The sequence below is a fragment of the Cobetia sp. 5-25-4-2 genome, assembly GCF_013374075.1.
GTDB classification, from domain to species: Bacteria; Pseudomonadota; Gammaproteobacteria; order Pseudomonadales; family Halomonadaceae; genus Cobetia; species Cobetia marina.
In genome coordinates this window covers 59,057-81,140 of sequence record NZ_BLWK01000005.1, presented here as the reverse complement: position 1 = coordinate 81,140, position 22,084 = coordinate 59,057, and the positions used below count along the sequence as shown (strand labels likewise).

Here is a 22,084-nt window from a genome sequence, read left to right as displayed (position 1 = left end):
CCCGCTCGGACATCTCACGTCTTGGGCGGCTGGGCATCGAACATCTCGCCGGTGCGGCCACGACTCTCCGGGCCGATCAGCCACAGGTAGCTTGGCATGATGTCGGCTGGCGTACGCAGGGTATCCGGGTCTTCCGCTGGGAAGGCCGACTTGCGCATCGACGTTTGAGTCCCACCGGGATTGAGGGTATTCACGCGGACCTGACTGGTATTCTCGAGTTCCTGTGCCAAGAGCTGTGAAAAGCCTTCGGTGGCGAACTTCGAGACACTGTAGGCCCCCCAGAAAGCACGCCCCTTGCGGCCGACGCTGGAACTCGTCAGCACCACGGACGCATCCCGAGACGCTTTCAGCAGTGGCAGCAGCGCCTGCAACATCCAGATAGGCCCATTGATGTTGACCTGCATGACCTGCTCCCACAACGCCGGATCATACTGCTCGAACGGAGTGATCTTGCCCAGCAGACTGGCATTGTGCAGCACCCCATCGAGTCGCCCGAATTCCTTGTCGAGCGTTTCCGCCATCTGCTGGTAATCCTTGAGCGTGGCCCCTTCGAAGTTCAGCGGGTAGATCGCTGGCTGAGGAGCCCCCAATGCTTCGATCTCGTCATAGACTTCCTCGAGCTTGGCAATGGTGCGCCCCAGCAAGATGACGGTCGCGCCATGCCTGGCATAGTCAATGGCTGCTTCACGACCGATGCCCGAGCCTGCACCAGTCACGAGAATGATTCGCCCTTTCAGCAGATCCGCTGGTGCCTGATAATCGATCTTGCATTCCGCCATGAGGATATCCCGTCCTGAACGCTGGCCTTGCCGAGAGGCTGACCCGAAGGGCAAGGCCTGAGGTGTATCGATGACATGCGGGCGCATGTCAGAACGCACAAAGCCCGCCTTGTCAGTCAACAAGTGCGGGCTTTGTCATCATCATCTGGCGTCATGCGCCAGAGGCGAGGAAATCCTTGGCCATTCCGCCGGCCTTGCTGTCGGGGTACTGGCGAACCAGTTCCTCGAGCAACTTGCGACTTTCCTGCGCCTTGCCCTGCCGCGCCTTGACCAGTCCCAGCTTGTACATCGCATCCGGCACCTTGCTGGATTGCGAGAACTCACTGATGACAGTATCAAAGGCCTGGGCAGAAGCATCCAGTTGATTCTTCGCGGAATACAATTCCCCCAACCAATAATGGGCATTGGCCGCGAGATTGGAATCCCCGTGATCCACCACGAAGGATTCAAAGGCATCGATCGCTCCGTCGAAATCACGCGACTGCACCTTGGCAAAGGCGTTCTCGTAATCCTTCTGGGCATCTCCTCCACTGGAGGCATTGGCGCTGCTGGCATTGCTGCCCGCACCACCACTGACCGCGGCCGCGGTCTGCGCATCGACCTCCTGACCGTTCTCACCGGCTGGACTTGTTCCCGAAACACGTTGCTCCAGGTCCAGGTACCGTTGCTGCGACATCTCGGTGAGTCGCTTGAACTGATATTCCAGTTCATCGACACGCCCGCGCAGCCGCGCAATTTCCTGGGCCTGCTCATCAAGCTGGTTGAGAAGGGTCAGGGTGCCGCCACCACTCAAGCGAGTGTTGGCCTGCTGATAAAGCGAGTTGGACTGTACGGTAAGGTCTTCCACTGCGGGTGCGGCTGCAACTGACAACGGAAGCGCCAGGGCTCCCACACCGCACAACCATTTCAGGCTGTCTTTCATGCTGTCGGCTCCGCCGAATCATCATGTTGCCGTGCGAGAAGGCCCGAGCCTCAAGGCTGCCCTTGCGACTCAGGCCTGCTCAACACAAGTTTCAAGCGTCTCTGTTATCCCGCAGGGACCTCAGAGAGATTGCCGAACTCAGTAGTCGAAGACCACACGACGGTTCTTGGCATAGGAAGATTCGCCGTGGCCTTGAACGGCCGGACGCTCTTCACCGTAGGAGACGATCTCGATCTGGGACGGAGACACACCCTGAACGGTCAGGAAGCGTGCGACAGACTTGGCACGACGCTCGCCCAGACCCAGGTTGTATTCACGAGTACCGCGCTCATCAGCGTGGCCTTCCAGAACGACGTTGGCGCTGGTGTTGGCTTTCAGGTACTGGGCGTGGCCCATCAGGACGCTTTCGAATTCAGGACGGATGGTGTCCTTGTCGAATGCGAAGTAGATGGTACGCACGTCAGGCATGGAAGCGTTGCTCATCTGGTTGCCGTTGGTGTTGGCACCAGAGTTCATGCCGGCAGTGTTGGCACCGCTGTTGGCTGAATCCATGTCGCCGTCCTGGGCGCCACCGCTGCTGGAACAACCGGCCATGACGCTCAGGGACAGGGCAACCAACAGACCTTTTGCATACGGGGTGAACTGCATTGTAAAACTCCTTGCTCTAATGAAAACGAATGCCAAGCCTTTCTTTGTGACTCGGATGCATTCTAGTGGTTTAGTTCAGGAACGGCGACCACGCAGGTTCACGCACTTCGCCTTGTGGTGACGGCAGGGAAAATTGTGCTCTTCCGTCTGCCGAGACCTCGCCCAGGACCCCACGGGTTCCTTGCTGAGTGGCATATATCACCATAGTGCCATTCGGTGCAACACTTGGAGATTCATCCCACTGAGTATCCGTGAGGGATGTCACTCGACCACTCTTCAGATCCTGCTTGGCAACCTGATAACCGTTGCCCGAGCGATTGATCATGAACAGGGTTTCCCCATCGGGCGACACACGCCCACGGGAATTGTAGTTTCCGGTAAACGTCACGCGTTCAGTACCCCCGGAAAGATCAAGACGATAGATCTGCGGCGAGCCGGCACGATCAGACGTGAAGACCATGCCACTGCCATCCGGCAGCCAGTCCGGCTCGGTATCGATCGCAGGATTGTTGGTCAGACGTTGGAATTTGCGTGACGCGATATCCATCACATAAATCTCGGGCTGACCATCCTTCGACAATGCCATCGCCAACTTGCGGCCATCCGGGGACCAGGCCGGAGCACCATTGATGCCACGGAAACCGGTCAGTTTGGCACGACGACCACTTCCCAGCTCCTGAACATAAATCGCAGGCCGTTCTGATTCGAAACTCACGTACGCCAGTTTCTTTCCATCCGGCGACCATGCAGGAGACATGATCGGTTCATCGGATGCAAGAATCTCCTGACTACCATGGCCATCCGAGTCGGCAACATACAGTGCGAAACGAATGTTGTCACCCACGCCATTGGCGGTAATGTAGGCGATTTTTGTCGAGAAAGCACCGCGAATTCCAGTGATTTCCTCAAATATTTCATCACTCATGTAATGGGCGCGCGAACGCAACTGGCCATCACTGCCCGTGATGACTTCTCCCAGCATGCGCTTGTTCCCGAGCACATCCATCAGCTCGTATTGAATGCTGTAGCCACCGCTGCTCGCATTCTTGACCTGCCCGACCACCAGATAGCTGGCGCCGAGACGCTTCCAGTCATTGACGAAGACATCCTGGGTAGTCCCCGGCAGCGCGATCAGGTTGTCACGCTTGATCGGCTCGAATTGGCCGCTGCGCGCCAGATCATCCGAGATGATACGGGCCAGATCCTGAGGGAGACTTCCCCCCGTCAGGTTCTCGAACGGCACCACGGCGATCGGCGTCGCGCTGTCATTGCCCTTGGTGATCTCGATGGTCAGGTCCGCTCGCGCCATGCTGGTCACGACCAGCATGGCGGCTGCCATCATCCATGTAGTCACTCGTCTCATCGGCCCAGGTCCTCTGGATTGAAGTACAGATTGAAGTTGCGGAACTGGCTCTTGGCTGAAGCCGGCAGGTCCTGCATCTCGGTAAACGGTGCTGCTTTCTGTATCGCCTGAATCGCGGAACGATCAAAGGCGGTATTGCCACTGCTCTTGCTGACCGCAGCCGAAACAAGTTCCCCTGTCGGCAGCAATGAGACGCGCAGCGTCACCGTCATGCCGGGTACGGTACCTGAAGGCCGATTCCAGTTCTGCCCGACATACTTCTCGAGCAGATTCTTAAAGCCATTGGCCGCCTGTGCGGCCTGCTTGGCGCCACTGATGGCGTCACTTTCGCTGTCGATCAGGCTATCCAGTGACCCGGCAGATGCCTGTGCTGCCTTCTCGGCAAGCGCCTTCTGGCGCGCGGCCTCCGCAGCTGCCTTCTTGCGAGCCTCTTCCGCGGCCTTTTCCTTGGCCGCCTTTTCCTTCGCCGCTTTCTCGGCGGCTGCCTTGGCTGCCTTTTCCTTTTCAGCCTGCGCCTTGGCCTTGGCCGCCTTTTCAGCCTCTGCCCTGGCCTTCGCGGCTTTTTCCGCCTCGGCTTTCTTGCGCGCTTCCTCGGCTGCCTTTTCCTTGGCAGCCTTCTCCGCTTCCGCCTTGGCCTTGGCCGCCTTTTCGGCTTCCGCCTTCTTCAAGGCGTCTGCCTTGGCCTGTTTTTCAGCTTCAGCCTTCTTGCGCTCAAGCGCAATCGCCTTGGCTTCTTCCGCCCGACGCGCTGCATCTGCCTTGGCCTTGTCTGCCGCCTCGGCAGCCGCTTTCTGTTCCGCCTTCAACTGCTCAGCCGCCTTGGCCTGTGCCGCCTTCTCCTGCTCGGCAGCCTTGGCCTGCTCTGCCTTGAGCTGCGCGGCTTTCTCGCGCGCAGCACTCTTCTGCTGTTCTGCAGCGCGCTCCGCTTCCCGGGAGGCCTCCTCCTTGGCGCTCTGACGCTCATCGGCCTCTTCGGCGGCATCCCGCGCCTTGCTGGCCTTGGCCTGCTGGGGCTGATTGGTCGTCGTTTCGGTGCTGACCAGCGTCGCGTTGACGATGGTCGTGCTGCTCTGATCCGGCTCGGACTCAGGCCAGCTCACCAGGGTCAGTACCAGGATGACCACATGCAGACCCACGGCCAGCACGACGGGTAATCCATAGCCTGCCCGCTTTTCGATTTCCGGCTGACTCATCCATCAGCCCTCGTTCGGCGGTTCTGAAATCAGCCCGACATTGGGAACGCCCGCCCCCTGAAGAGTGCTCATCAGCCCCATCACATCACCATATGGCGCTGTCTTGGCGCCTTTGACCAGCACGGGTGTCTTGGGCTTTTCCGACACGATGGCGGCCACCTTGCTGCCCAGGTCATCCAGGGCGACGGGAGTCCGCTTGTCCTGATCAGAGCCCAGATCGATGTAGTAGTTGCCGCTGTCATCCAGCGAGACGATCAGCGGTGTCACGTCATCAGGATTGTCGATGGGCTTGGAGGTGACCTTGGGCAGTTCGACCTGTACCCCCTGGGTCATCATCGGCGCGGTGATCATGAAGATGACCAGCAGCACCAGCATGACATCGATGAAGGGCACCACATTGATTTCAGAGGACAGCTTGCGCTTGTGCCCCCGGCTGTAAGGTCCTTTCATGCTCGACTCTCCTTTCAGGCGTCGTTGCTGCCACGGCCGTGCAGATTGCGATGCAGAATGGAGTGAAGCTCTTCGGCGAAGTCTTCATAACGGCCCAGCAGCTGATCGGCACGGCTGGCCAGACGGTTATAGAAGATGACCGCCGGAATCGCGGCAAAAAGCCCCATGGCGGTGGCGACCAGCGCTTCTGCAATCCAGGGAGCGACAGTGGTCAGAGTGGCCTGCTGTGCAGTCCCCAGTGCCTGGAAAGAGCCCATGATGCCCCACACCGTCCCGAACAGACCCACATAGGGGCTTACGGAGCTGACGGTGGCCAGGAACGGAAGATGGATATTGAGACGTTCTTCCTCGCGTGACAGCGTGACACGCATGCTGCGCTGAACGCCGTCCATCACCGCATCGGCATTGCTGGACTTGGACTTGAGACGACTGTACTCACGAAAGCCTGCACGGAAGACGCCTGCAGCACCCGGCGTCGCCTCTTCTTCACTGGGCAATTCACGGTAGAGGTGATTGAGATCCACTCCGGACCAGAAACGCTTTTCAAAGGCGGTATACGCCTGTTTCGCTCGTGACAATGCCATCCCCCGCTGGAAGATCACTACCCAGGAGGCGATGGAAGCCGCCAACAGCAGCAACATGACGGATTGCACCACCAGGCTGGCATTCGCGAACAGCGAAATGATCGACATCGAATCTTCCACGGAAATCCCTCTTTTACTTGGTTCAGTCAGTGCCACCGGTGAGGCGACACCCTTAACATTCGTCCGACTCCGTCGCCTGACATCCGACCAGAAGGATGGCTGCAACGGCGTCTCACTCGTTCACGCCTTGACCACGGCGACTCTCGGTCAATCTGGTATCGGTGACTCAGACCTCAAGAGCGTTCAGCAATTCCACTGGCCATCGACGCGGACGCAATGTGCTGGCATCGACACAGGCAATCACCACCTCGGCATCACTCAACATCACCCCGTCCTTCATCACCTGTTGATGAAAGACAAGGCGCGCGCCACGCAATTCACCTGCCGTTGCCGTGACCTGAAGCAGATCATCCAGTCTCGCAGGACGATGATAGCGACTGGCCACACTGTGCACGACAAGCTGGATACCGCGCTCCAGAAGTGTCTGCTGGGAATAACCACGTGCGCGGAGCCATTCACTGCGTGCACGCTCCATGAAGCGCAGGTAATTGACGTAATAGACGATGCCACCCGCATCGGTATCCTCGATATAGACCCGCACCGCATGATGAAAATCGCCCGTCTGCTCAATCAACGTTTCCTCGCCGGGTCTGGATGTCTGAAGAGACGACATCATGCGTCCTCCTGCCCACCCGGCGTCAGACGCGCCTGGGTCTCACGCGGCGTGATGCCGAAATGCTGATAGGCGGAACTGGTCACGACGCGCCCGCGCGCCGTACGCATCATGAAGCCCTGCTGAATCAGATAGGGCTCCAGCACATCCTCGATGGTATCGCGCTCCTCGCCGATGGCGGCCGCCAGCGAATCCACTCCGACGGGCCCGCCATCGAACTTCTCGATCATCGACAGCAGCAACCGGCGATCCATATGATCCAGCCCGTGGCTATCCACATTGAGCATGTTGAGCGCCTTGTCCGCGACATCCAGCGTCAGACGGCCATCGCCGCGCACCTCGGTAAAGTCACGCACCCGCCGCAAGAGCCGATTGGCGATACGCGGCGTCCCTCGAGAGCGTCGTGCGATCTCGCGCGCGCCATCCATCTCCACTTCCATGCCTGACAGCTTCGCACTGCGCGAGACGATACCGGTCAGCGACTCGATATCGTAGAACTCGAGGCGCTGAACGATTCCGAAGCGATCTCGCAGGGGCGCGGTCAACAGCCCAGCCCGGGTCGTCGCTCCCACCAGAGTGAATCGTGGCAGCTCCAGCTTGATCGAGCGGGCAGCCGGGCCCTCACCGATCATGATATCCAGCTGATAATCCTCCATCGCCGGATACAGCACTTCCTCGACCGCCGGTGACAGGCGATGGATCTCGTCGATGAACAGTACATCGCCTTCCTGGAGATTCGTCAGCATGGCGGCCAGGTCACCTGCCCGCTCCAGAACCGGTCCGGACGTCGACTTGATGTCCACGCTCATCTCACTGGCAATGATGTGTGCCAGAGTGGTCTTGCCAAGTCCCGGGGGCCCGAATACCAGGGTGTGATCCAGGCTATCGCCACGACCGCGAGCGGCACTGATGAAGATTTCCATCTGCTCGCGCACGATCGGCTGACCGATATACTCATTCAGCGTTCGCGGCCGATTGGCGCGATCGATCCGTTCTTCCGGATCATGCGTGGCCGCGGAGATCAGTCGATCCGACTCCATCATGATGCTTGCTCAACTCCTGATGACTCATGCTGCAGACATGAATCATGTGGCGAGAGGTGGTCTGACCGAGGCAGTGAAATGATCTTGCGCCAATGCAATCAAGCGCGCACTTTCTACCCCAGTCGCCGGCCATTCCCTAGTCAATAAATCCAATCAGATCGTGCCTATTCTGTCATTCACGCTATCAGGCACGAGACACGTGCGCTAGCTGGCCATCTTGCGGGCCAACGCCGCCTTGATGAGGGCTTCCGTGGAGGCACCTGTCTCGAGTCCCGAGAGCATCTTGGCCGCCTCGACCGGCTTGTAGCCCAGCGCGACCAGAGCGGCTTCGGCGTCAGCCAGGGGATGGGTAACCGGCGGCTGTGGCTGCGAGGCGCGCGCCATTTCCGACAGACCATCGTCCTGCGGAATCGTCCAATGCTTGAGCCGGTCGCGCATCTCGATGATCAGGCGGTCCGCCGTCTTCTTGCCGACGCCGGGCAAGCGAGTCAGTGCCCGACTGTCTTCGTCGTGCACGCAGCGAATGAAATCGGCCTGCTCCATTCCCGAGAGAATCGCCAGCGCCAGGCGCGGCCCGACCCCGGAAATCTTGATCAATTCCCGGAACAGACGACGCTCCGGCTCCTTGCCGAAGCCATAGAGCAACTGGGCGTCTTCACGCACGACCAGGTGAGTGAACAGCTGACAGTCCTCCCCGACAGCCGGCAGACCCAGCAAGGTATTCATTGAGGCTTCAAGTTCATAGCCCACACCCTGTACATCGAGTACCAGATGAGGCGGCTGCTTTTCGAGCAAACGCCCGGTCAGACGTCCAATCATGTTTCGGGCTGTCCTTGAGTCTTCAGTGCCGCCTGCTCATGACATCAGGTGTCAGGCGGCACGGATTGTTGCGTTGCGGGCAAGCCTACCAAAGATAACGTGCAGGCGGCATGTCCGAGTGTCACGACGATTTTGTCGCATGAATCTGACAGTCACTTGTTGCCATGAGGCCAGATGCAGGCAGCATGCGGATGCCAGCAGAACGCAAGATGCTGCCTGACATCGTGAAAACAAGCCTACAAGTGACTGAAAAATTGGAACTTATTGATAACGATAGCGTATCTGGCGCAAGCGGGCTTGTCACTTCTCGCCTGTAGAGGCCGTCTTCGGCACACGCCGGAGTCTACTCCCCACTCTCTTCAGCCCCTGACCAGACACTCTTCAGACCCTACGTGACCGGCAGACACCTCATTTGCCCGGTTCAAAGTCACGCCAGCTACTGCTGCGTCGTGCGCGGGTACTCTTGCGCCCTGCACCCGCCCCCAGGCCCAACGCCTCCAGCTGCGCGCTGCTCGGGGTCAGTCGCATGCGTGCAAAGCAATGTGTCAGCGCGATGGCCAGAGCATCCGCGGCATCCGCCTGAGGCGTTGCAGAGAGCTTGAGCGTATGGGTCACCATATGCTGGACCTGGGCCTTGTCTGCTGCACCCGATCCCGTGACAGCCTGCTTGATCTGTCGCGGCCCATACTCTGATACCGGCAGGCCGTGGTTCGCCGCACACACGATGGCTGCCCCACGTGCCTGACCGAGCTTGAGCGCGGAGTCGGCATTCTTGGACATGAAGACCTGCTCGATGGCGAACTCCGCCGGGCGATGAATGGCAATCACTTCACTGATACCGGCGTAGATCTGCGCCAACCGCTGGTCGAGACTGACCTGGGACATGCGGATGCAGCCACTGTCCACATAGCGGGGCTGAGCCGCCGAGACGTCCAGTACGCCGTAACCGGTCAGGCGTGACCCCGGATCAATGCCAAGAATGATCATGCCACCGCCTCACGTCTCACACTCATTGCCTCTCCATCCCTGTCGTCTTTCGTGCTTACTGTGTATATAACCAGCCACAATGCCACAAAAAAGGCGGTGCGACACTGTCATTGCCTGCATCATCTGCAGGTAACAGTCTCACACCGCCTTGCCGGGGGTCACTTGCCCGCTTGCGCGGGACTCCCCCTCTCCCGGGCGCTGATGGCGCCTGTCAGGAGAGGTTGATCACCCCGGGGTCATTCGCCTGGATCAGGCCTGACCGCCTTCCTCTTCAACCTTGACCTTCTGACGCAGACGGATGTTCAGCTCCTTGAGCTGCTCACCGCTGACTTCCCCCGGGGCGTCGGTCATCATGCAGCCAGCGCTCTGGGTCTTCGGGAAGGCGATGACTTCACGAATGGTCTTGGCGCCGGTCATCAGCATGACCAGACGGTCGAGACCGAAGGCCAGACCACCATGGGGCGGCGCGCCGAACTTGAGCGCGTCGAGCAGGAAGCCGAACTTCTCTTCCGCTTCCTCTTCGCCGATGCCCAGCACTTCGAACACGGTACGCTGCATGGCCTGGTCGTGGATACGGATGGAACCGCCACCCAGCTCAGTGCCGTTGATGACCATGTCATAGGCGCGAGACAGTGCCGCTTCCGGATCGGCCTTGAGTTCTTCCGGGGTGCAGGACGGCGCGGTGAACGGGTGGTGCAGCGCGCTCAGGCGGCCATTGGCATCGGCTTCGAACATCGGGAAGTCGACGACCCACAGCGGTGCCCATTCGCGGGTGTAGAGGTTGAGGTCTTCGCCCAGCTTGACGCGCAGCGCACCGATGGCCTCGGCCACGATGTTGGACTTGTCGGCACCGAAGAACACGATGTCACCATCGACGGCGCCACAGCGGTCCAGCACGTCATCCACGACGTCTTCCATGAACTTGACGATCGGCGACTGCAGACCCTCGATGCCCTTGGCACGCTCGTTGACCTTGATCCACGCCAGGCCCTTGGCACCGTAGATGCCGACGAACTTGGTGTAGGCGTCGATTTCCTTGCGTGACAGGCTGGCACCGCCCGGCACACGCAGCGCGGCGACACGGCCCTTGTCATCCTTGGCCGGGCCGGAGAAGACCTTGAAGTCCACACCGCTCATCAGGTCATCGACATCGACCAGCTCCAGCGGGATGCGCAGGTCCGGCTTGTCGGAACCGAAGCGCTGCATGGCTTCGGAATACGGCATGGTCGGGAAGTCGCCCAGCTCGACATCCAGCACTTCCTTGTAGAGACCACGGATCATGGTCTCGGTCATGCCCATGATGTCCTTCTCGTCGACGAAGCTGGCCTCGAGGTCGATCTGGGTGAATTCCGGCTGACGATCGGCGCGCAGATCCTCGTCACGGAAGCACTTGGCGATCTGGTAGTAACGATCGACACCGGCGACCATCAGCAGCTGCTTGAACAGCTGCGGAGACTGCGGCAGCGCGAAGAAGCTGCCGGCATAGGTGCGGCTCGGCACCAGATAGTCACGTGCCCCTTCCGGCGTGGCACGCGTGAGAATCGGGGTTTCGATGTCGAGGAAGCCCAGGGCTTCCAGCTGGGCACGCACGCTGTGGGTGATGCGTGAACGCAGGCGCAGCTTGTCGATCATGTCCGGACGACGCAGGTCGACATAACGATACTTGAGGCGAACTTCCTCACCGACCTTGTTGTGGTCGTCCAGCTGGAACGGCGGCGTCTGTGCGGTGTTGAGCACTTCGACATCCTTGGCCAGCACTTCGATCATGCCTGTCGGCATGTTCGGGTTCTGGGTGCCTTCCGGGCGCATGCGAATACGGCCCTTGATGCGCAGGACGTACTCGCTGCGCGCCTTGTCGGCAGTGGCGAAGGCATCGACGGTGTCCGGATCGACGACGATCTGGGCGATACCGTCACGGTCGCGCATGTCGAGGAAGATGACGCCACCGTGGTCGCGACGGCGGTGCACCCACCCGCACAGAGTGACATCCTGATCGATCAGGGTCTCGTTCAGTTTGCCGCAATAGTGGCTGCGCATGTTGATTCCTTGTTGCTCAAATTCGTGATCGACGCACTGGTGCGCGTCTGTCTCAGAGGGCCTGACGCTGGAGATGCCTGCCACTCATGCATGACCTTGCACATGGATGGCAGGCATGACAGCTGGCCTGATGACGGGAGACATCAGGACGAGCTATCGCCACCTCCGGCCAGATTCTTCTTGCTGCCGGACTTGAAATCCGTTTCGTACCAGCCACTGCCCGCCAGACGGAAACCGGCGGCGGATACCAGCTTTTCCAGCTGGTCCGTCTTGCATTCCGGACATTCCGTCAGCGGCGCGGCGCTGATCTTCTGCAACTTGTCCATCCGATGGCCACAGGCCTTGCAGTGGTATTCATAGATCGGCATGGTTTTTTCCTGACGATACTGGTCCCGAGCGCAAGAATGCGAGTCGCGGACCATGACAATGTTATGCCTTGCGGCGCCCTTGCATCAGACGTGCCGGAGACATCAATATGAGTGACATCTCAAGCACAGCTTCGGAACGCGTACAATAAGGCCAGTTGAACGTCTTTCAAGTCAAAGCGAAAGGGCCACATTATAGCGTGCTCGGCCCCTTGCGGGGCAACACCTCGATAGATTCCCGGCAATGCGCCGTCATGCCCGGCCAGGGTCAGGCCTCATTCACTGCCACCCGGCCGTCTCACGTCATGAGGACACCGATGTCTGATCCCCAACTCGCATCTGCAACTCCCCCTACTGCTTCCGCTGGTGCTGATGCTGGCCCGCAGGCCGTGATGCTCGACATGGCATCACTTGGCGACGGCCTTGACTTCAGCCGCCTGAAGGACCGGGTCAATGGGCTGGTCTGCCATGATGCCACGTTGCCCGAGCAGGTCGTGGAGCGTCTGGTGGGTGCCGAGATCGTGCTGGTCAACAAGGTACGCCTGGAGGCGCAGCATCTGGAGGCCCTGCCGGCATTGAAGCTGATCGCCGTCATGGCCACCGGCACCAACAACATCGACATGGAAGCGGCAAGGGCGCAAGGCATACGCGTCATGAACGTCGCGGCCTATGGCACCGCCTCTGTCGCACAGCACACCTGGATGTTGATGCTGGCACTGGCCGGACAACTGCCTGGCTACCAGGGAGATGTCGCGAGCGGTGAATGGCAGCGCAGCAATACCTTCTGCCTGATGGGCCGCCCCACCCTGCAGCTGGCCGGCAAGCATCTGGTGATCGTCGGCAAGGGAGAGCTGGGGACTGCCGTGGGCAGGTTGGCAGAGGCGTTCGACATGCGCGTCACCTTCGCCGCGCGCCCGGGCAGTGAGTCGACGTCTCAACGACCGAGCCTGAAACACCTCCTGCCTGAAGCGGACGTCATCAGCCTGCACTGCCCCCTGACGCCTGAGACACACCATCTGATCGACGAGCAGGCCCTGGCGTTGCTGAAGCCCGGCGCCCTGCTCATCAACTGTGCACGCGGTGGCATCATCGATGAAGAGGCTGCACTTGCCGCCTTGAAGCGTGGGCACCTCGGTGGACTGGCCGTCGACAGCCTGCCGGAGGAACCGCCCCGAGAAGGCCATGCCCTGCTGACAGCGCTGGCTGACGGCCGCACGGCGTCTGAGGCCGGATGGAACCTCATCGTCACGCCCCACAATGCCTGGATCAGTCGTGAAGCGCGTCAGAACATACTCGATCTGAGTCTTGCCAATATCGAGGCCTATCTCGGCGAAAACGTCTGAGACATGGACGAGGGGGCTGCACTCCGATGCCCGCCCGCTGGCAGAGGCATGGATAGACACCAGAAGGGGCCAGATGCGCAAGGCATCTGGCCCCTTCTGGTGCCGGGATTGCCGCGTCATTCAAGAGGAGTGACGCGACATCGATGGCAGCTAGCCTGAGATCACTCTTGAGCTCGCTCAGCGCAGGTGGCTGGCGAATGAGGATCTGTCGATACGGATATGCATGCCAGCGGCCTTGACGGGGTGGCCTTCGGCATCCCACGTCACTACCCGCCCGCGCGAGATGAGCAATACCCAATCAATGGCATCCGCCGGCTGATCCTCGTCATGCCGACTCGCCGACGATGCCGCATGGCCCTCGCCGCCTTGCGGCTCGATGCCCGGTTCAACCGTCAGATCAGAATGCGCATTGCAGCCCATGCTTTCGATGTGCCGCAGATCCTCCTCTCCCGGGGCGCGCATGCGGTACTGACATTCGAAGGTATCGCCGAAGGTGGTGAACACGCGGTGACGCAGGACATGCACGGCTTCCAGGTCATCAGGATGGATCAGCCGATCAAAGTCCAGCTCGCGCATCACCAGTGGCTCACGCCCTGTCGCTCCCAGCATCCGCCACAGATTGGGGTGAATGTGGATGATGCGCCCGGGAATATCCATCTCCCACAGACTGTCGCCACTGGCTTCCAGGGAGTCGAGCAAGCGCCGCTCACTGGCCTGGAGTTCCTGCTGGGTCTGGCGCAGACGTCGGTACATCTCTTCCGCCGTATTATGGGCATCATCCAGCTCGACGATACCGCATTGCCCAGGAGACTCGATCTCCGCCCCCATGCCGATACGATGCAGGCGATCCCTGAGCTCTGCCAGCGGCACGGACAGATGGCGACTAATGTGGTGGGTGCGCCAGCTCATCAGCAGGAAGAAGCTCAGATAGAAGAGAATCAGGCCGCCCACCAGCGCCATGCCGACCAGTTGAAAATTGCGCCCGATCTCGGCGGTACGCGAGAAGACGGCCGACTCCTCCACCATGCTCAACATGATCCAGTCATTGCTGCTCAGACGCTCCCAGGCCACCTTGAAGGTCTCACCATTCACCAAGACGCTTGCAGAGCCACGACGCTGCCCGAGGATCTGCTCGGACAGGGTGGCGAAGACGGGATGCCTGGACAGCTCCATCTGCGCCGGCCGCAGCACGTCCTCCTCCTGGATAATGCTGACGTCCGGCTGCTCGACCGGTGCCAGAGAGAGCAAAGATTCGCCCCTCGACGGCACCGCCAGTGAGCGCCCCTTGGCATCGTAGAGCATCGCGAAGCCGCTCCAGGGCAGTTCCATGGCCAGAATCTGGTTGACGATGACATCCAGGGTCATGTCGATGCCTACCACACCGAGAAATTCGTCACCGTCGTAAAAAGGCGTGACGGCAGACGTCATCCAGCCATTGGCGGCGGGGTCCTGATAGAGATCCGTCCAGATGGTGTGGCGCTCGGGATTCATGGCCGGTGCGGCCAGGTAGAAGAAGGAGAAGTCTCGGCAATCGTGATCGGGGGGCAACAACTCGACGAGATCCACATAGGGATAGATTCGCACATAGCAGTTCGCCAGCGTCACGAAGGTCTGGATGACCGCGGGATGGGTCGAGACGATATTGCGCATCAGGGGGTCCACGGCCGTCATTCGCAATGCCAGTGGCACATCGATCTCGATATCAGGCAGCACGGCATGGAAGCCACTGGCCTGATCCCCTTCATCCCTCTGGCTGGCCCAGGCGCCACTGCGCTCGAATCCATGCCGAGCCGCTTGCTCCGCCCTGACGGGAGAAGCACTGTCGAGTCGAATCATGCGGGCCTGTGCCGCCATGCCGGTGGAGAGATCCTGTATATGTTCCAGCTGACGATTGAGGCTCTTGGCCTCGCGCAGCATGGCCAGATTCAACTCACTGCTCGACTGCGCCTGAAGGTAATTCAGGTTGGCATCACGTATCTCGTCGTTGGACAGGAAGTACACCGCTACCAGCGCCGTCTCTACCAGCAGCAACGGGATCATGGTACTGGTAAACAGCGCGCGCCAGACCCATTTCTTGATGGTGATGGGGGTACGTTGAATTCCCGGCATTGGCGGATTTCCTGATTCCTCCATAAGTGAATCGAGTATGCGCCTTCTCTTGCCTATAGGTGGACTTCGCGCTTCAACGCTCAAACATGTCCAAAAGGTCAGACCTTGGTGTCAGGACTGCGGACAGGCGGCCAAGGCTTTGCTAGGATGCTCGCCCTCAAGGAGGCTGCATGCTTTACAACTACGGTTCCATCAATATCGATCACGTCTACCGGGTCCCTCATCTGGTTCGCCCCGGTGAAACTCTGGCGAGTCACTCCTTCCGTCAGGTATTGGGCGGCAAGGGGGCCAACCAGTCCCTCGCTCTGGCACGCGCAGGCGGAGATGTCACCCACTGGGGACGTCTCGGCAATGCCGACCGCTGGGCACTTGAGCCATTGGAGAGCGCCGGTGTCATCACGTCTCAGGTCGAACTGAGCGCCAGCGCCAGCGGTCACGCCATCATTCAGGTGGATGATCACGCCGAGAACAGCATCATCCTTTACCCTGGTGCCAATCATGGCTTCACCGACGAACACCTCTCCGAGCTGTTCTCCGGAGTCACCCAGGGCGATTGGCTGCTGCTTCAGAACGAGTGCAATGCGCTTGGCAAGGTCATCGAGATGGCGCATGCCAAGGGCATGAAGATCGCCTTCAACCCGGCGCCGATGGGTGCTGAAGTGCTGGATCTCCCGCTGGAGCATTGCCAGGTGCTGTTCTTGAACCGTGGCGAAGCGGCGCAACTGGTCGAGCTGGAAGAAAGCGCACCGGTCGACACGCTGCTCAATGCCCTGCATGAGCGCCTGCCCGCCACCGAGGTGGTGCTGACTCTGGGCAGCGAGGGCGTCTGCTATCAGCTGGGCGAGCAGCGCATCCAACTGCCTGCCCATCGCGTGAAGGCGGTGGATACCACCGCTGCCGGCGATACCTTCATCGGCTATTACCTGGCCAGCCAGATCGATGGCATGAACATCGAAGACAGTCTGCGTCGCGCCAGCACGGCCTCCGCACTCTGTGTCAGTCGTGAAGGCGCCGCTCCCAGCATTCCGGGCAGCAGCGATGTCGCTGACGCCCTGGCTAAGTGGCCCCCCCTGGACGCATTGAGCAACTGAACGATCACCCCCTTGAACCGGACAGGTCTGAGCCTTTCCTGAGGGTGAGGCTCAGCCCACGGCACGCTGATTGAGGTGCCGATGGCACCGGTTCATGGCTTTATCGGCAAGAGGACATCATGAAGACTCCCATCATCTTTGATACCGACCCGGGCGTTGATGACGCCCAGGCCATCGCCATCTGCCTGGCACATCCGGACATCGAATTCCTCGGCATGACGACCACCTTCGGCAACGTCACCATCGAGACCGCCACGTCCAATGCGTTGTTGCTGGGGGAGCTGGCGGGCCAGAATATCCCGGTCGCACAGGGTGCTGCCCAACCGCTGGTCAAGGACAAGTTCCCCGCACCGGCGCACATCCACGGCGCCAACGGCCTTGGCAACATGGATATCCCGGAGCCCAAGGGCAAGGCGTTGCCCATCAGTGCACCGCAGTTCATCGTCGAGCAGGTCAATGCGCGTCCGGGCGAGATCACCCTCGTCGCGGTAGGCCCGCTGGGCAACCTGGCAACCGCCCTGCAACTGGACCCGAGCATCATCACCAAGGTCAAGCAGGTGGTCGTGATGGGTGGCTCCATCCGTGAAGGCGGCAACGTCTCTCCGGTCGCGGAAGCCAATATCTTCAACGACCCGCATGCCGCCTCCAAGGTGCTCACGGCAGGCTGGCCGCTGACCATGGTCGGCCTGGATGCCACTCACCGCTGCGTGCTGTCCCCGGCACATGTCGAGCGCATCCGTGTCGCGCAAGGTGCCCTGGGCGAGGTGCTGTCCGGCAGCTATCAGTTCTACAAGGCCTTCTACCAGGAAGCTCGTGGCATCGATGGCTGCTGTCCGCACGACAGCTGTGCCCTGGCCTGGCTGATGAAGCCGGAGATGTTCACCGTCGAGCGGGGCCACCTGAGCGTCGAAGTCGAAGGGCTGGCGGAAGGCCAGACCCTGTTCGCGCCGCAAGGACGCGAGTTCCTCGGCAATCAATGGTCCCAGACACCGCTGGTCGACGTCTGCGTCAATGCCAACGGTGAGCAGGTCGTCGAGTGGATCACAGACGTGCTGACCGCCAAGGCTTCCTGAGCCTGTACTCCCGATATCTCGTGACGCACCGCGGGTCATGATGATACCGGCTGGCCCCCCGCAAGGCATGCCTTGCGGGGGGCCAGTCTGCGTGATGCCTCGCCTTCTCTCCGCTTTCTATTGCCTCTCTCGTTTCTCTCGTCTTTCGCCTCTCCCACCTCGTCGATGGCAGTGTTGTGGGTAGGATTGATATCTGTGCGGAGATACAAGGTAACGGTATAATAAAAGATGCTTGCAGACGCAGACAGATCGCACACTGCCAGGCCATGCTCAGCGTATGCGCGTTATCTGATAGGCTATCGGGGACGCACGACCTGCCACCCAGATGCAGTCTTCAGAATTCCATGGAGCGTTTCATGCCCTCATCGTCTCTCATGCCCGCCATGCGTGCACCGTCTCAGCTCTGCTCCGAGGGCTCGGCAGACAACGCCTGTCAGTATGACTGTCTCGTCTTCATCGGCCGCTTCCAACCCGTTCACCATGGTCATGTCGCGATCATGGAGGAGGCCCTGCGTCGTGCACGCCAGGTCATCGTCCTGGTGGGGTCTGCCTGGCAGGCGCGTTCCTTGCGCAACCCTTTCACCTTCGATGAACGCACCCGCATGATTCGCAGCTGTTTCGGGGAGGATGCCAATGCCCGACTGGAAATCGTGCCGCTGCTGGATGCTCTCTACAACGACGATGTCTGGGTGCGGGATGTGCAGCGCAAGGTGCGTGACATCGCACGCCCGCAGGCCAATCGCATGCCCCGCATCGCCTTGATCGGGGCCACCCACGGCAATGACAATGCACGCTCCAGCTATTATCTGAGTCTGTTCCCGCAGTGGGAATCCGTGGCAGGGCCTTACCACGAGGGCATGGTGGCGAGCCATATCCGCGATGTGATCTTCAGCGAGCGGGCCAGAGTCGAGGACTGGCTGGACAACGAGGGACTGGAGTTGCTGCCCGGCAGCGTCGCAGAACATCTGCGCGGCTTTCTGGAGGAAACGGCATGGCAGGGTCTGGTCGAGGAGCGGCGACTGCTCGAGCAGTATCGCGCGGCATGGAGTGACGCGCCCTATCCTCCCCTGTTCATCACGGTCAATGCGGTTGTCGTGCAATCAGGGCATATCCTGCTGACCACCCGACGCGCGGCGCCTGGCAAGGGGCTTTACGCCTTGCCCGGGGGCTTCGTCCAGTCGCAGGAGCGCCTGCTGGACGCCTGCCTGCGCGAATTGAGAGAGCGCGTGCGGCTCAAGGTGCCAGAACCTGTCCTGCGCGGCTCACTGCGTGGGCAGCGTCTGTTCGATGAGCCTCATCGCAGCTGGCGCGGTCGCACGCTGGCAGAGGCCTTCTATTTCGCACTGCGCCCGGAGCAGCAGTTACCGAAACTGCGCAGCAGTGGCAAGGACAGCGAAGAGCAGGCTCGCTGGGTGGCACTGGCGGATCTGGAGCCTGACACCTTGTTCGAAGACCACTTCTTCATCATCCAGAACTTTCTGGGCTTGCATGCGGGGCAAAGCAGTTTCTGACTCGCCGATAGAGACAGCTTTGCCAGACACGACAACGGCAGGCCATTGGCCTGCCGTTGTCGTGTCTGGGTGTGGCCTCTCAGGCCTGAAGGAAATCTCGCGGCAGATTCATCAGCTGCTTCCACAGCTTGTCGATCCCCGGCTTGTGAACCAGTGAGCAACGATAGAGACGAATCTCCAGCGGAATATCCCAGGCGTCATTGCCGGCTCTCACCAGCTTGCCACTTTCCAGCTCATCACGAATGCAGAAGTCCGGAATCCACGCCATCCCCACACCCTGCAACGCCATGCCCTTGAGGCCCTCCGCCATCGCCATTTCATAGACGGTGCGCAGGCGAAGCCGCAATGGATCATTCTTGAGCAACATCTTCACGCTGCGCCCCAGGAACGCTCCCTGTGTATAGGAGAGCAAGGGAATCGCGTCCTGACTGGTTTCGCTCTGGCCGGTCAGCGGGAAGCGTGGCTCGCCATTCTCCAGCGGCACGCAGACCGGCAGCATGTTGACCTTGGCCACCGAGAAGGAGGGGAATGCCTCTGCATCCAGCTGCATGCTGGCGTAAGGGTCGTAATACGCCAGCATCAGATCGCAGTTGCCCTCACGCAGGGCATGGATGGCATCGCCGACATTCATGGCGGAGAGCCGCGTCGGCAACTCCCCCAGCCCTTGCTGAAGGCGCGAGATCCACTTGGGGAAGAACGCCAGAGCCAGCGAGTGTGCCGCCGCGATGTCCAGCGTCTCGTTGGCCATCCCAAGCCCGCGTAGATGGGCCAGACATTCGGACAGCTGCTCGGTCAGGTTGCGCGCGGTCACCAGGAACAACTGCCCTTCCGGCGTCAGGCTGACAGGCGTGGTCGAACGATCCACCAGCGTGGTGCCCACGGCCTGCTCCAACGCGCGAATTCGACGGCTGAAGGCTGGTTGGGTCACATGTCTGAGGCGAGCCGAGGTGGAGAAGCTGCGCGTGTTGGACAACGCGACGAAATCTTCCAGCCATTTTGTTTCCAGGTTCACCCGAACTCCCATCGATATCGATCATGCCGGCAATATGCGTGAAAACCGGTCATGTAGCGCCTTGTCTCTGGCAGTGAGCTTCACGGGGGAGAATCACTACCTTCGTCGTATGCATTTGACGTATACGGCAGCGGCGATAGGCATTGGTCGTCGGGGCATCCTGCTGGTTACCCTTGTCCACCTCACCGCGCTTCAAGCGCAACAGTGTACTTCAGCCAGGAGTTCCGCCCAAGTGAACAGTGCCTCGGAAACCGCTCAGAACGCCATGCCATCCTCACAGCCCGACCTCAGCCATGCAGAGCAGGAGGCATTGGCAAACGGTTTCCGCCTCGAGAAGGATCTACTGGGACGCGAGCCGGTCCCGACAGAGGCCTATTACGGTGTCCAGACCCAGCGTGCACTCAACAACTTCCATCTGTCCGGCGTGCCGCTGTCCCACTTCCCGCGTCTGGTGGAAGGCCTGGCATTGGTCAAGGCCGCTGCCGCGGAAGCCAATCACGCGCTGGGCTATCTCGAGACACGTGAGCACGATGCCATCCAGCATGCCTGTGCACGCTTGATGAATGGCGATCATCACGACCAGTTCGTGGTCGACATGATCCAGGGGGGGGCCGGCACCTCGACCAACATGAATGCCAACGAGGTGATCGCCAACCTCGGGCTGGAATATCTTGGCTATCCGAAAGGGGATTACCAGCACCTGCACCCCAACAATCACGTCAACATGGCGCAGTCCACGAATGACGCCTATCCGACGGCCATTCGTGTCGGCCTGCTCCGCAGCCATTCAATGCTGGTGGATGCGCTGAGCGAACTGGCCAATGCCTTTGCCAGCAAGGCATTGGAATTCGATGATGTCGTCAAGATGGGGCGCACCCAGCTTCAGGATGCGGTGCCGATGACACTGGGCCAGGAATTCCGCGCCTTCGCCAACACTCTGCGCGAAGATGTCGAGCGCATCGCCAACCTCAACGAGCTGCTCAAGGAAGTCAATCTGGGGGGCACGGCGATCGGCACCGGCATCAACGCCGATCCGCGCTACAGCGCCCTGGCCATCGAGGCATTGGCACGTCGTTCCGGCATCGACTTCCGTCCGGCGTCGGACCTGGTCGAGGCGACCAGCGACATGGGGGCCTTCGTGCTGTTCCACGGCATGCTCAAGCGCCTCGCGGTCAAGCTGTCCAAGATCTGCAATGACCTGCGTCTGCTGTCTTCCGGCCCGCGCACCGGCTTCAACGAGATCAACCTGCCGCCTCAGCAGCCAGGCAGCTCGATCATGCCGGGCAAGGTCAACCCGGTGATTCCGGAAGCCGTCAATCAGGTCGCCTTTGACGTGATCGGCAACGACACCGCGCTGACCATGGCGGCGGAAGCCGGCCAGTTGCAGCTCAACGTGATGGAGCCACTGATCGCCTACAAGCTGCTGGATTCCATCCGCCAGCTGAGCCGAGCCATGACCATGCTCAAGAATCGCTGCGTGATCGGCATCACGGCCAATCGGGATCGCTGTGCGGAGCTGGTCAACAACTCCATCGGCCTGATCACTGCCCTCAACCCCTATATCGGCTATGACAACGCGACCCGCATCGCCAAGGAAGCCCTGGTCAGCGGTCGCAGCGTATTGGAACTGGTGCGTGAGGAAGGCCTGCTGGATGAGGCGCGCCTTGAAGCACTGCTGTCGCCGCAGGCGATGACACGGCCGCGCCAGATGAAGGATTGAAGCTGCAGTAGCGTTCCGATGACTCATCACGAGTTATCCCTGCGCCAAACCGTGGCGTGGTCTGACGCGCAACCTAGAATGACAAACGCCCCGCCCAGGCTTGAAACCTGAGTGGGGCGTTTGTCTGCTGGATAGCCGCGAGACAAGTCGCTTCTCTTTCCTCTTTCCTCTTTCCTCTTTCCTCTTTCCTCTTTCCTCTTTCCTCTTTCCTCTTTCCTCTTGCCTCTTGCCTCTTGCCTCTTGCCTCTTGCCTCTTGCCTCTTGCCTCTTGCCTCTTGCCTCTTGCCTCTTGCCTCTTGCCT

Annotated in this window: 20 protein-coding genes; 5 read left to right on the top strand and 15 right to left on the bottom strand. The window is 60.3% G+C overall.

Annotated features, from left to right (window positions below; genetic code table 11):
- Positions 1 to 14 precede the first annotated feature (14 nt).
- From HXS65_RS11490 to HXS65_RS11430, 13 genes are all read right to left on the bottom strand, one after another.
- Positions 15 to 779 (bottom strand): YciK family oxidoreductase, encoded by a 765-nt coding sequence (locus HXS65_RS11490; protein ID WP_176493899.1) that lies wholly within the window; start codon positions 777 to 779, stop codon positions 15 to 17.
- Between the two features lie 151 nt (positions 780 to 930).
- A complete protein-coding gene (gene ybgF / locus HXS65_RS11485) occupies positions 931 to 1,701 on the bottom strand; it encodes a tol-pal system protein YbgF (RefSeq protein ID WP_077376485.1) in 771 nt (256 codons plus the stop codon).
- Between the two features lie 138 nt (positions 1,702 to 1,839).
- On the bottom strand, positions 1,840 to 2,349 hold the full coding sequence (gene pal / locus HXS65_RS11480) for a peptidoglycan-associated lipoprotein Pal (RefSeq protein ID WP_065392600.1): 510 nt from the start codon (positions 2,347 to 2,349) through the stop codon (positions 1,840 to 1,842).
- 70 nt (positions 2,350 to 2,419) lie between these two features.
- On the bottom strand, positions 2,420 to 3,712 hold the full coding sequence (tolB, locus tag HXS65_RS11475; RefSeq protein WP_077376488.1) for a Tol-Pal system beta propeller repeat protein TolB: 1,293 nt from the start codon (positions 3,710 to 3,712) through the stop codon (positions 2,420 to 2,422).
- Complete coding sequence (tolA, locus tag HXS65_RS11470) at positions 3,709 to 4,905, bottom strand: cell envelope integrity protein TolA (RefSeq protein ID WP_176493898.1); 1,197 nt, start codon at positions 4,903 to 4,905, stop codon at positions 3,709 to 3,711. The genes tolB and tolA overlap by 4 nt, the downstream gene beginning before the upstream one ends.
- 3 nt (positions 4,906 to 4,908) lie before the next feature.
- A complete protein-coding gene (gene tolR, locus HXS65_RS11465) occupies positions 4,909 to 5,355 on the bottom strand; it encodes a protein TolR (RefSeq protein ID WP_077376494.1) in 447 nt (148 codons plus the stop codon).
- A gap of 14 nt (positions 5,356 to 5,369) precedes the next feature.
- On the bottom strand, positions 5,370 to 6,047 hold the full coding sequence (gene tolQ / locus HXS65_RS11460) for a protein TolQ (RefSeq protein WP_176493897.1): 678 nt from the start codon (positions 6,045 to 6,047) through the stop codon (positions 5,370 to 5,372).
- Positions 6,048 to 6,225: 178 nt separating this feature from the next.
- Positions 6,226 to 6,672 (bottom strand): tol-pal system-associated acyl-CoA thioesterase, encoded by a 447-nt coding sequence (gene ybgC, locus HXS65_RS11455; RefSeq protein WP_176494039.1) that lies wholly within the window; start codon positions 6,670 to 6,672, stop codon positions 6,226 to 6,228.
- Positions 6,672 to 7,715 carry a Holliday junction branch migration DNA helicase RuvB gene (gene ruvB, locus HXS65_RS11450; RefSeq protein ID WP_077376500.1) on the bottom strand — a complete coding sequence of 348 codons (1,044 nt, stop codon included), beginning with the start codon at positions 7,713 to 7,715 and terminating at the stop codon, positions 6,672 to 6,674. The genes ybgC and ruvB overlap by 1 nt, the downstream gene beginning before the upstream one ends.
- 204 nt (positions 7,716 to 7,919) lie before the next feature.
- Complete coding sequence (ruvA, locus tag HXS65_RS11445) at positions 7,920 to 8,534, bottom strand: Holliday junction branch migration protein RuvA (protein WP_077376504.1); 615 nt, start codon at positions 8,532 to 8,534, stop codon at positions 7,920 to 7,922.
- 408 nt (positions 8,535 to 8,942) lie between these two features.
- Positions 8,943 to 9,521, bottom strand: a complete 579-nt coding sequence (gene ruvC, locus HXS65_RS11440; RefSeq protein WP_176493896.1) for a crossover junction endodeoxyribonuclease RuvC — start codon at positions 9,519 to 9,521, stop codon at positions 8,943 to 8,945.
- 249 nt (positions 9,522 to 9,770) lie between these two features.
- The gene (gene aspS, locus HXS65_RS11435) at positions 9,771 to 11,558 is read right to left on the bottom strand and encodes an aspartate--tRNA ligase (protein ID WP_077376510.1); all 1,788 of its coding nucleotides are present in this window, start codon (positions 11,556 to 11,558) and stop codon (positions 9,771 to 9,773) included.
- A 143-nt stretch (positions 11,559 to 11,701) separates the two neighbouring features.
- Entirely contained in the window at positions 11,702 to 11,926 is a 225-nt protein-coding gene (locus HXS65_RS11430) for an FmdB family zinc ribbon protein (protein WP_136937831.1), read from the bottom strand.
- A 389-nt stretch (positions 11,927 to 12,315) separates the two neighbouring features.
- Here HXS65_RS11430 and HXS65_RS11425 point away from each other — a divergent pair, with 389 nt between their 5' ends.
- Positions 12,316 to 13,266, top strand: coding sequence for a D-2-hydroxyacid dehydrogenase (locus tag HXS65_RS11425; RefSeq protein WP_255304502.1), 951 nt, complete (start codon positions 12,316 to 12,318; stop codon positions 13,264 to 13,266).
- Between the two features lie 177 nt (positions 13,267 to 13,443).
- Here the strand turns inward: HXS65_RS11425 and HXS65_RS11420 are convergent, their stop codons facing one another.
- Positions 13,444 to 15,375 (bottom strand): hypothetical protein, encoded by a 1,932-nt coding sequence (locus HXS65_RS11420; protein ID WP_176493894.1) that lies wholly within the window; start codon positions 15,373 to 15,375, stop codon positions 13,444 to 13,446.
- A 170-nt stretch (positions 15,376 to 15,545) separates the two neighbouring features.
- Between HXS65_RS11420 and HXS65_RS11415 the strand changes: the two genes are divergently transcribed.
- The 3 genes from HXS65_RS11415 to HXS65_RS11405 all read left to right on the top strand — a co-directional run bounded on the left by HXS65_RS11415 (position 15,546) and on the right by HXS65_RS11405 (position 19,050).
- Entirely contained in the window at positions 15,546 to 16,466 is a 921-nt protein-coding gene (locus tag HXS65_RS11415; RefSeq protein WP_077376521.1) for a ribokinase, read from the top strand.
- A gap of 119 nt (positions 16,467 to 16,585) precedes the next feature.
- The gene (locus HXS65_RS11410; protein WP_077376524.1) at positions 16,586 to 17,539 is read left to right on the top strand and encodes a nucleoside hydrolase; all 954 of its coding nucleotides are present in this window, start codon (positions 16,586 to 16,588) and stop codon (positions 17,537 to 17,539) included.
- A gap of 383 nt (positions 17,540 to 17,922) precedes the next feature.
- Positions 17,923 to 19,050 carry a bifunctional nicotinamide-nucleotide adenylyltransferase/Nudix hydroxylase gene (locus HXS65_RS11405; RefSeq protein WP_240499743.1) on the top strand — a complete coding sequence of 376 codons (1,128 nt, stop codon included), beginning with the start codon at positions 17,923 to 17,925 and terminating at the stop codon, positions 19,048 to 19,050.
- A gap of 79 nt (positions 19,051 to 19,129) precedes the next feature.
- On the opposite strand, the gene HXS65_RS11400 is transcribed toward HXS65_RS11405, so the two are convergent.
- Entirely contained in the window at positions 19,130 to 20,062 is a 933-nt protein-coding gene (locus tag HXS65_RS11400) for a LysR substrate-binding domain-containing protein (RefSeq protein ID WP_077377372.1), read from the bottom strand.
- 265 nt (positions 20,063 to 20,327) lie between these two features.
- Between HXS65_RS11400 and HXS65_RS11395 the strand changes: the two genes are divergently transcribed.
- Positions 20,328 to 21,782 (top strand): aspartate ammonia-lyase, encoded by a 1,455-nt coding sequence (locus tag HXS65_RS11395; RefSeq protein ID WP_077377375.1) that lies wholly within the window; start codon positions 20,328 to 20,330, stop codon positions 21,780 to 21,782.
- The last annotated feature ends 302 nt before the right edge of the window (positions 21,783 to 22,084 follow it).

What these genes read in the sequence shown, in the direction of transcription:
- pal (WP_065392600.1), bottom strand. Translation starts at nt 2,349, where the DNA reads ATGCAGTTCACCCCGTATGCAAAAGGTCTGTTGGTTGCCCTGTCCCTG.
- ruvB (WP_077376500.1), bottom strand. Translation starts at nt 7,715, where the DNA reads ATGATGGAGTCGGATCGACTGATCTCCGCGGCCACGCATGATCCGGAA.
- HXS65_RS11405 (WP_240499743.1), top strand. Translation starts at nt 17,923, where the DNA reads ATGCGTGCACCGTCTCAGCTCTGCTCCGAGGGCTCGGCAGACAACGCC.
- HXS65_RS11420 (WP_176493894.1), bottom strand. Translation starts at nt 15,375, where the DNA reads ATGCCGGGAATTCAACGTACCCCCATCACCATCAAGAAATGGGTCTGG.
- HXS65_RS11425 (WP_255304502.1), top strand. Translation starts at nt 12,316, where the DNA reads ATGCTCGACATGGCATCACTTGGCGACGGCCTTGACTTCAGCCGCCTG.
- ruvC (WP_176493896.1), bottom strand. Translation starts at nt 9,521, where the DNA reads ATGATCATTCTTGGCATTGATCCGGGGTCACGCCTGACCGGTTACGGC.
- ybgC (WP_176494039.1), bottom strand. Translation starts at nt 6,672, where the DNA reads ATGTCGTCTCTTCAGACATCCAGACCCGGCGAGGAAACGTTGATTGAG.
- HXS65_RS11395 (WP_077377375.1), top strand. Translation starts at nt 20,328, where the DNA reads ATGCCATCCTCACAGCCCGACCTCAGCCATGCAGAGCAGGAGGCATTG.
- tolQ (WP_176493897.1), bottom strand. Translation starts at nt 6,047, where the DNA reads ATGTCGATCATTTCGCTGTTCGCGAATGCCAGCCTGGTGGTGCAATCC.
- tolB (WP_077376488.1), bottom strand. Translation starts at nt 3,712, where the DNA reads ATGAGACGAGTGACTACATGGATGATGGCAGCCGCCATGCTGGTCGTG.
- ybgF (WP_077376485.1), bottom strand. Translation starts at nt 1,701, where the DNA reads ATGAAAGACAGCCTGAAATGGTTGTGCGGTGTGGGAGCCCTGGCGCTT.
- tolR (WP_077376494.1), bottom strand. Translation starts at nt 5,355, where the DNA reads ATGAAAGGACCTTACAGCCGGGGGCACAAGCGCAAGCTGTCCTCTGAA.
- HXS65_RS11430 (WP_136937831.1), bottom strand. Translation starts at nt 11,926, where the DNA reads ATGCCGATCTATGAATACCACTGCAAGGCCTGTGGCCATCGGATGGAC.
- HXS65_RS11490 (WP_176493899.1), bottom strand. Translation starts at nt 779, where the DNA reads ATGGCGGAATGCAAGATCGATTATCAGGCACCAGCGGATCTGCTGAAA.
- tolA (WP_176493898.1), bottom strand. Translation starts at nt 4,905, where the DNA reads ATGAGTCAGCCGGAAATCGAAAAGCGGGCAGGCTATGGATTACCCGTC.
- HXS65_RS11415 (WP_077376521.1), top strand. Translation starts at nt 15,546, where the DNA reads ATGCTTTACAACTACGGTTCCATCAATATCGATCACGTCTACCGGGTC.
- aspS (WP_077376510.1), bottom strand. Translation starts at nt 11,558, where the DNA reads ATGCGCAGCCACTATTGCGGCAAACTGAACGAGACCCTGATCGATCAG.
- HXS65_RS11410 (WP_077376524.1), top strand. Translation starts at nt 16,586, where the DNA reads ATGAAGACTCCCATCATCTTTGATACCGACCCGGGCGTTGATGACGCC.
- ruvA (WP_077376504.1), bottom strand. Translation starts at nt 8,534, where the DNA reads ATGATTGGACGTCTGACCGGGCGTTTGCTCGAAAAGCAGCCGCCTCAT.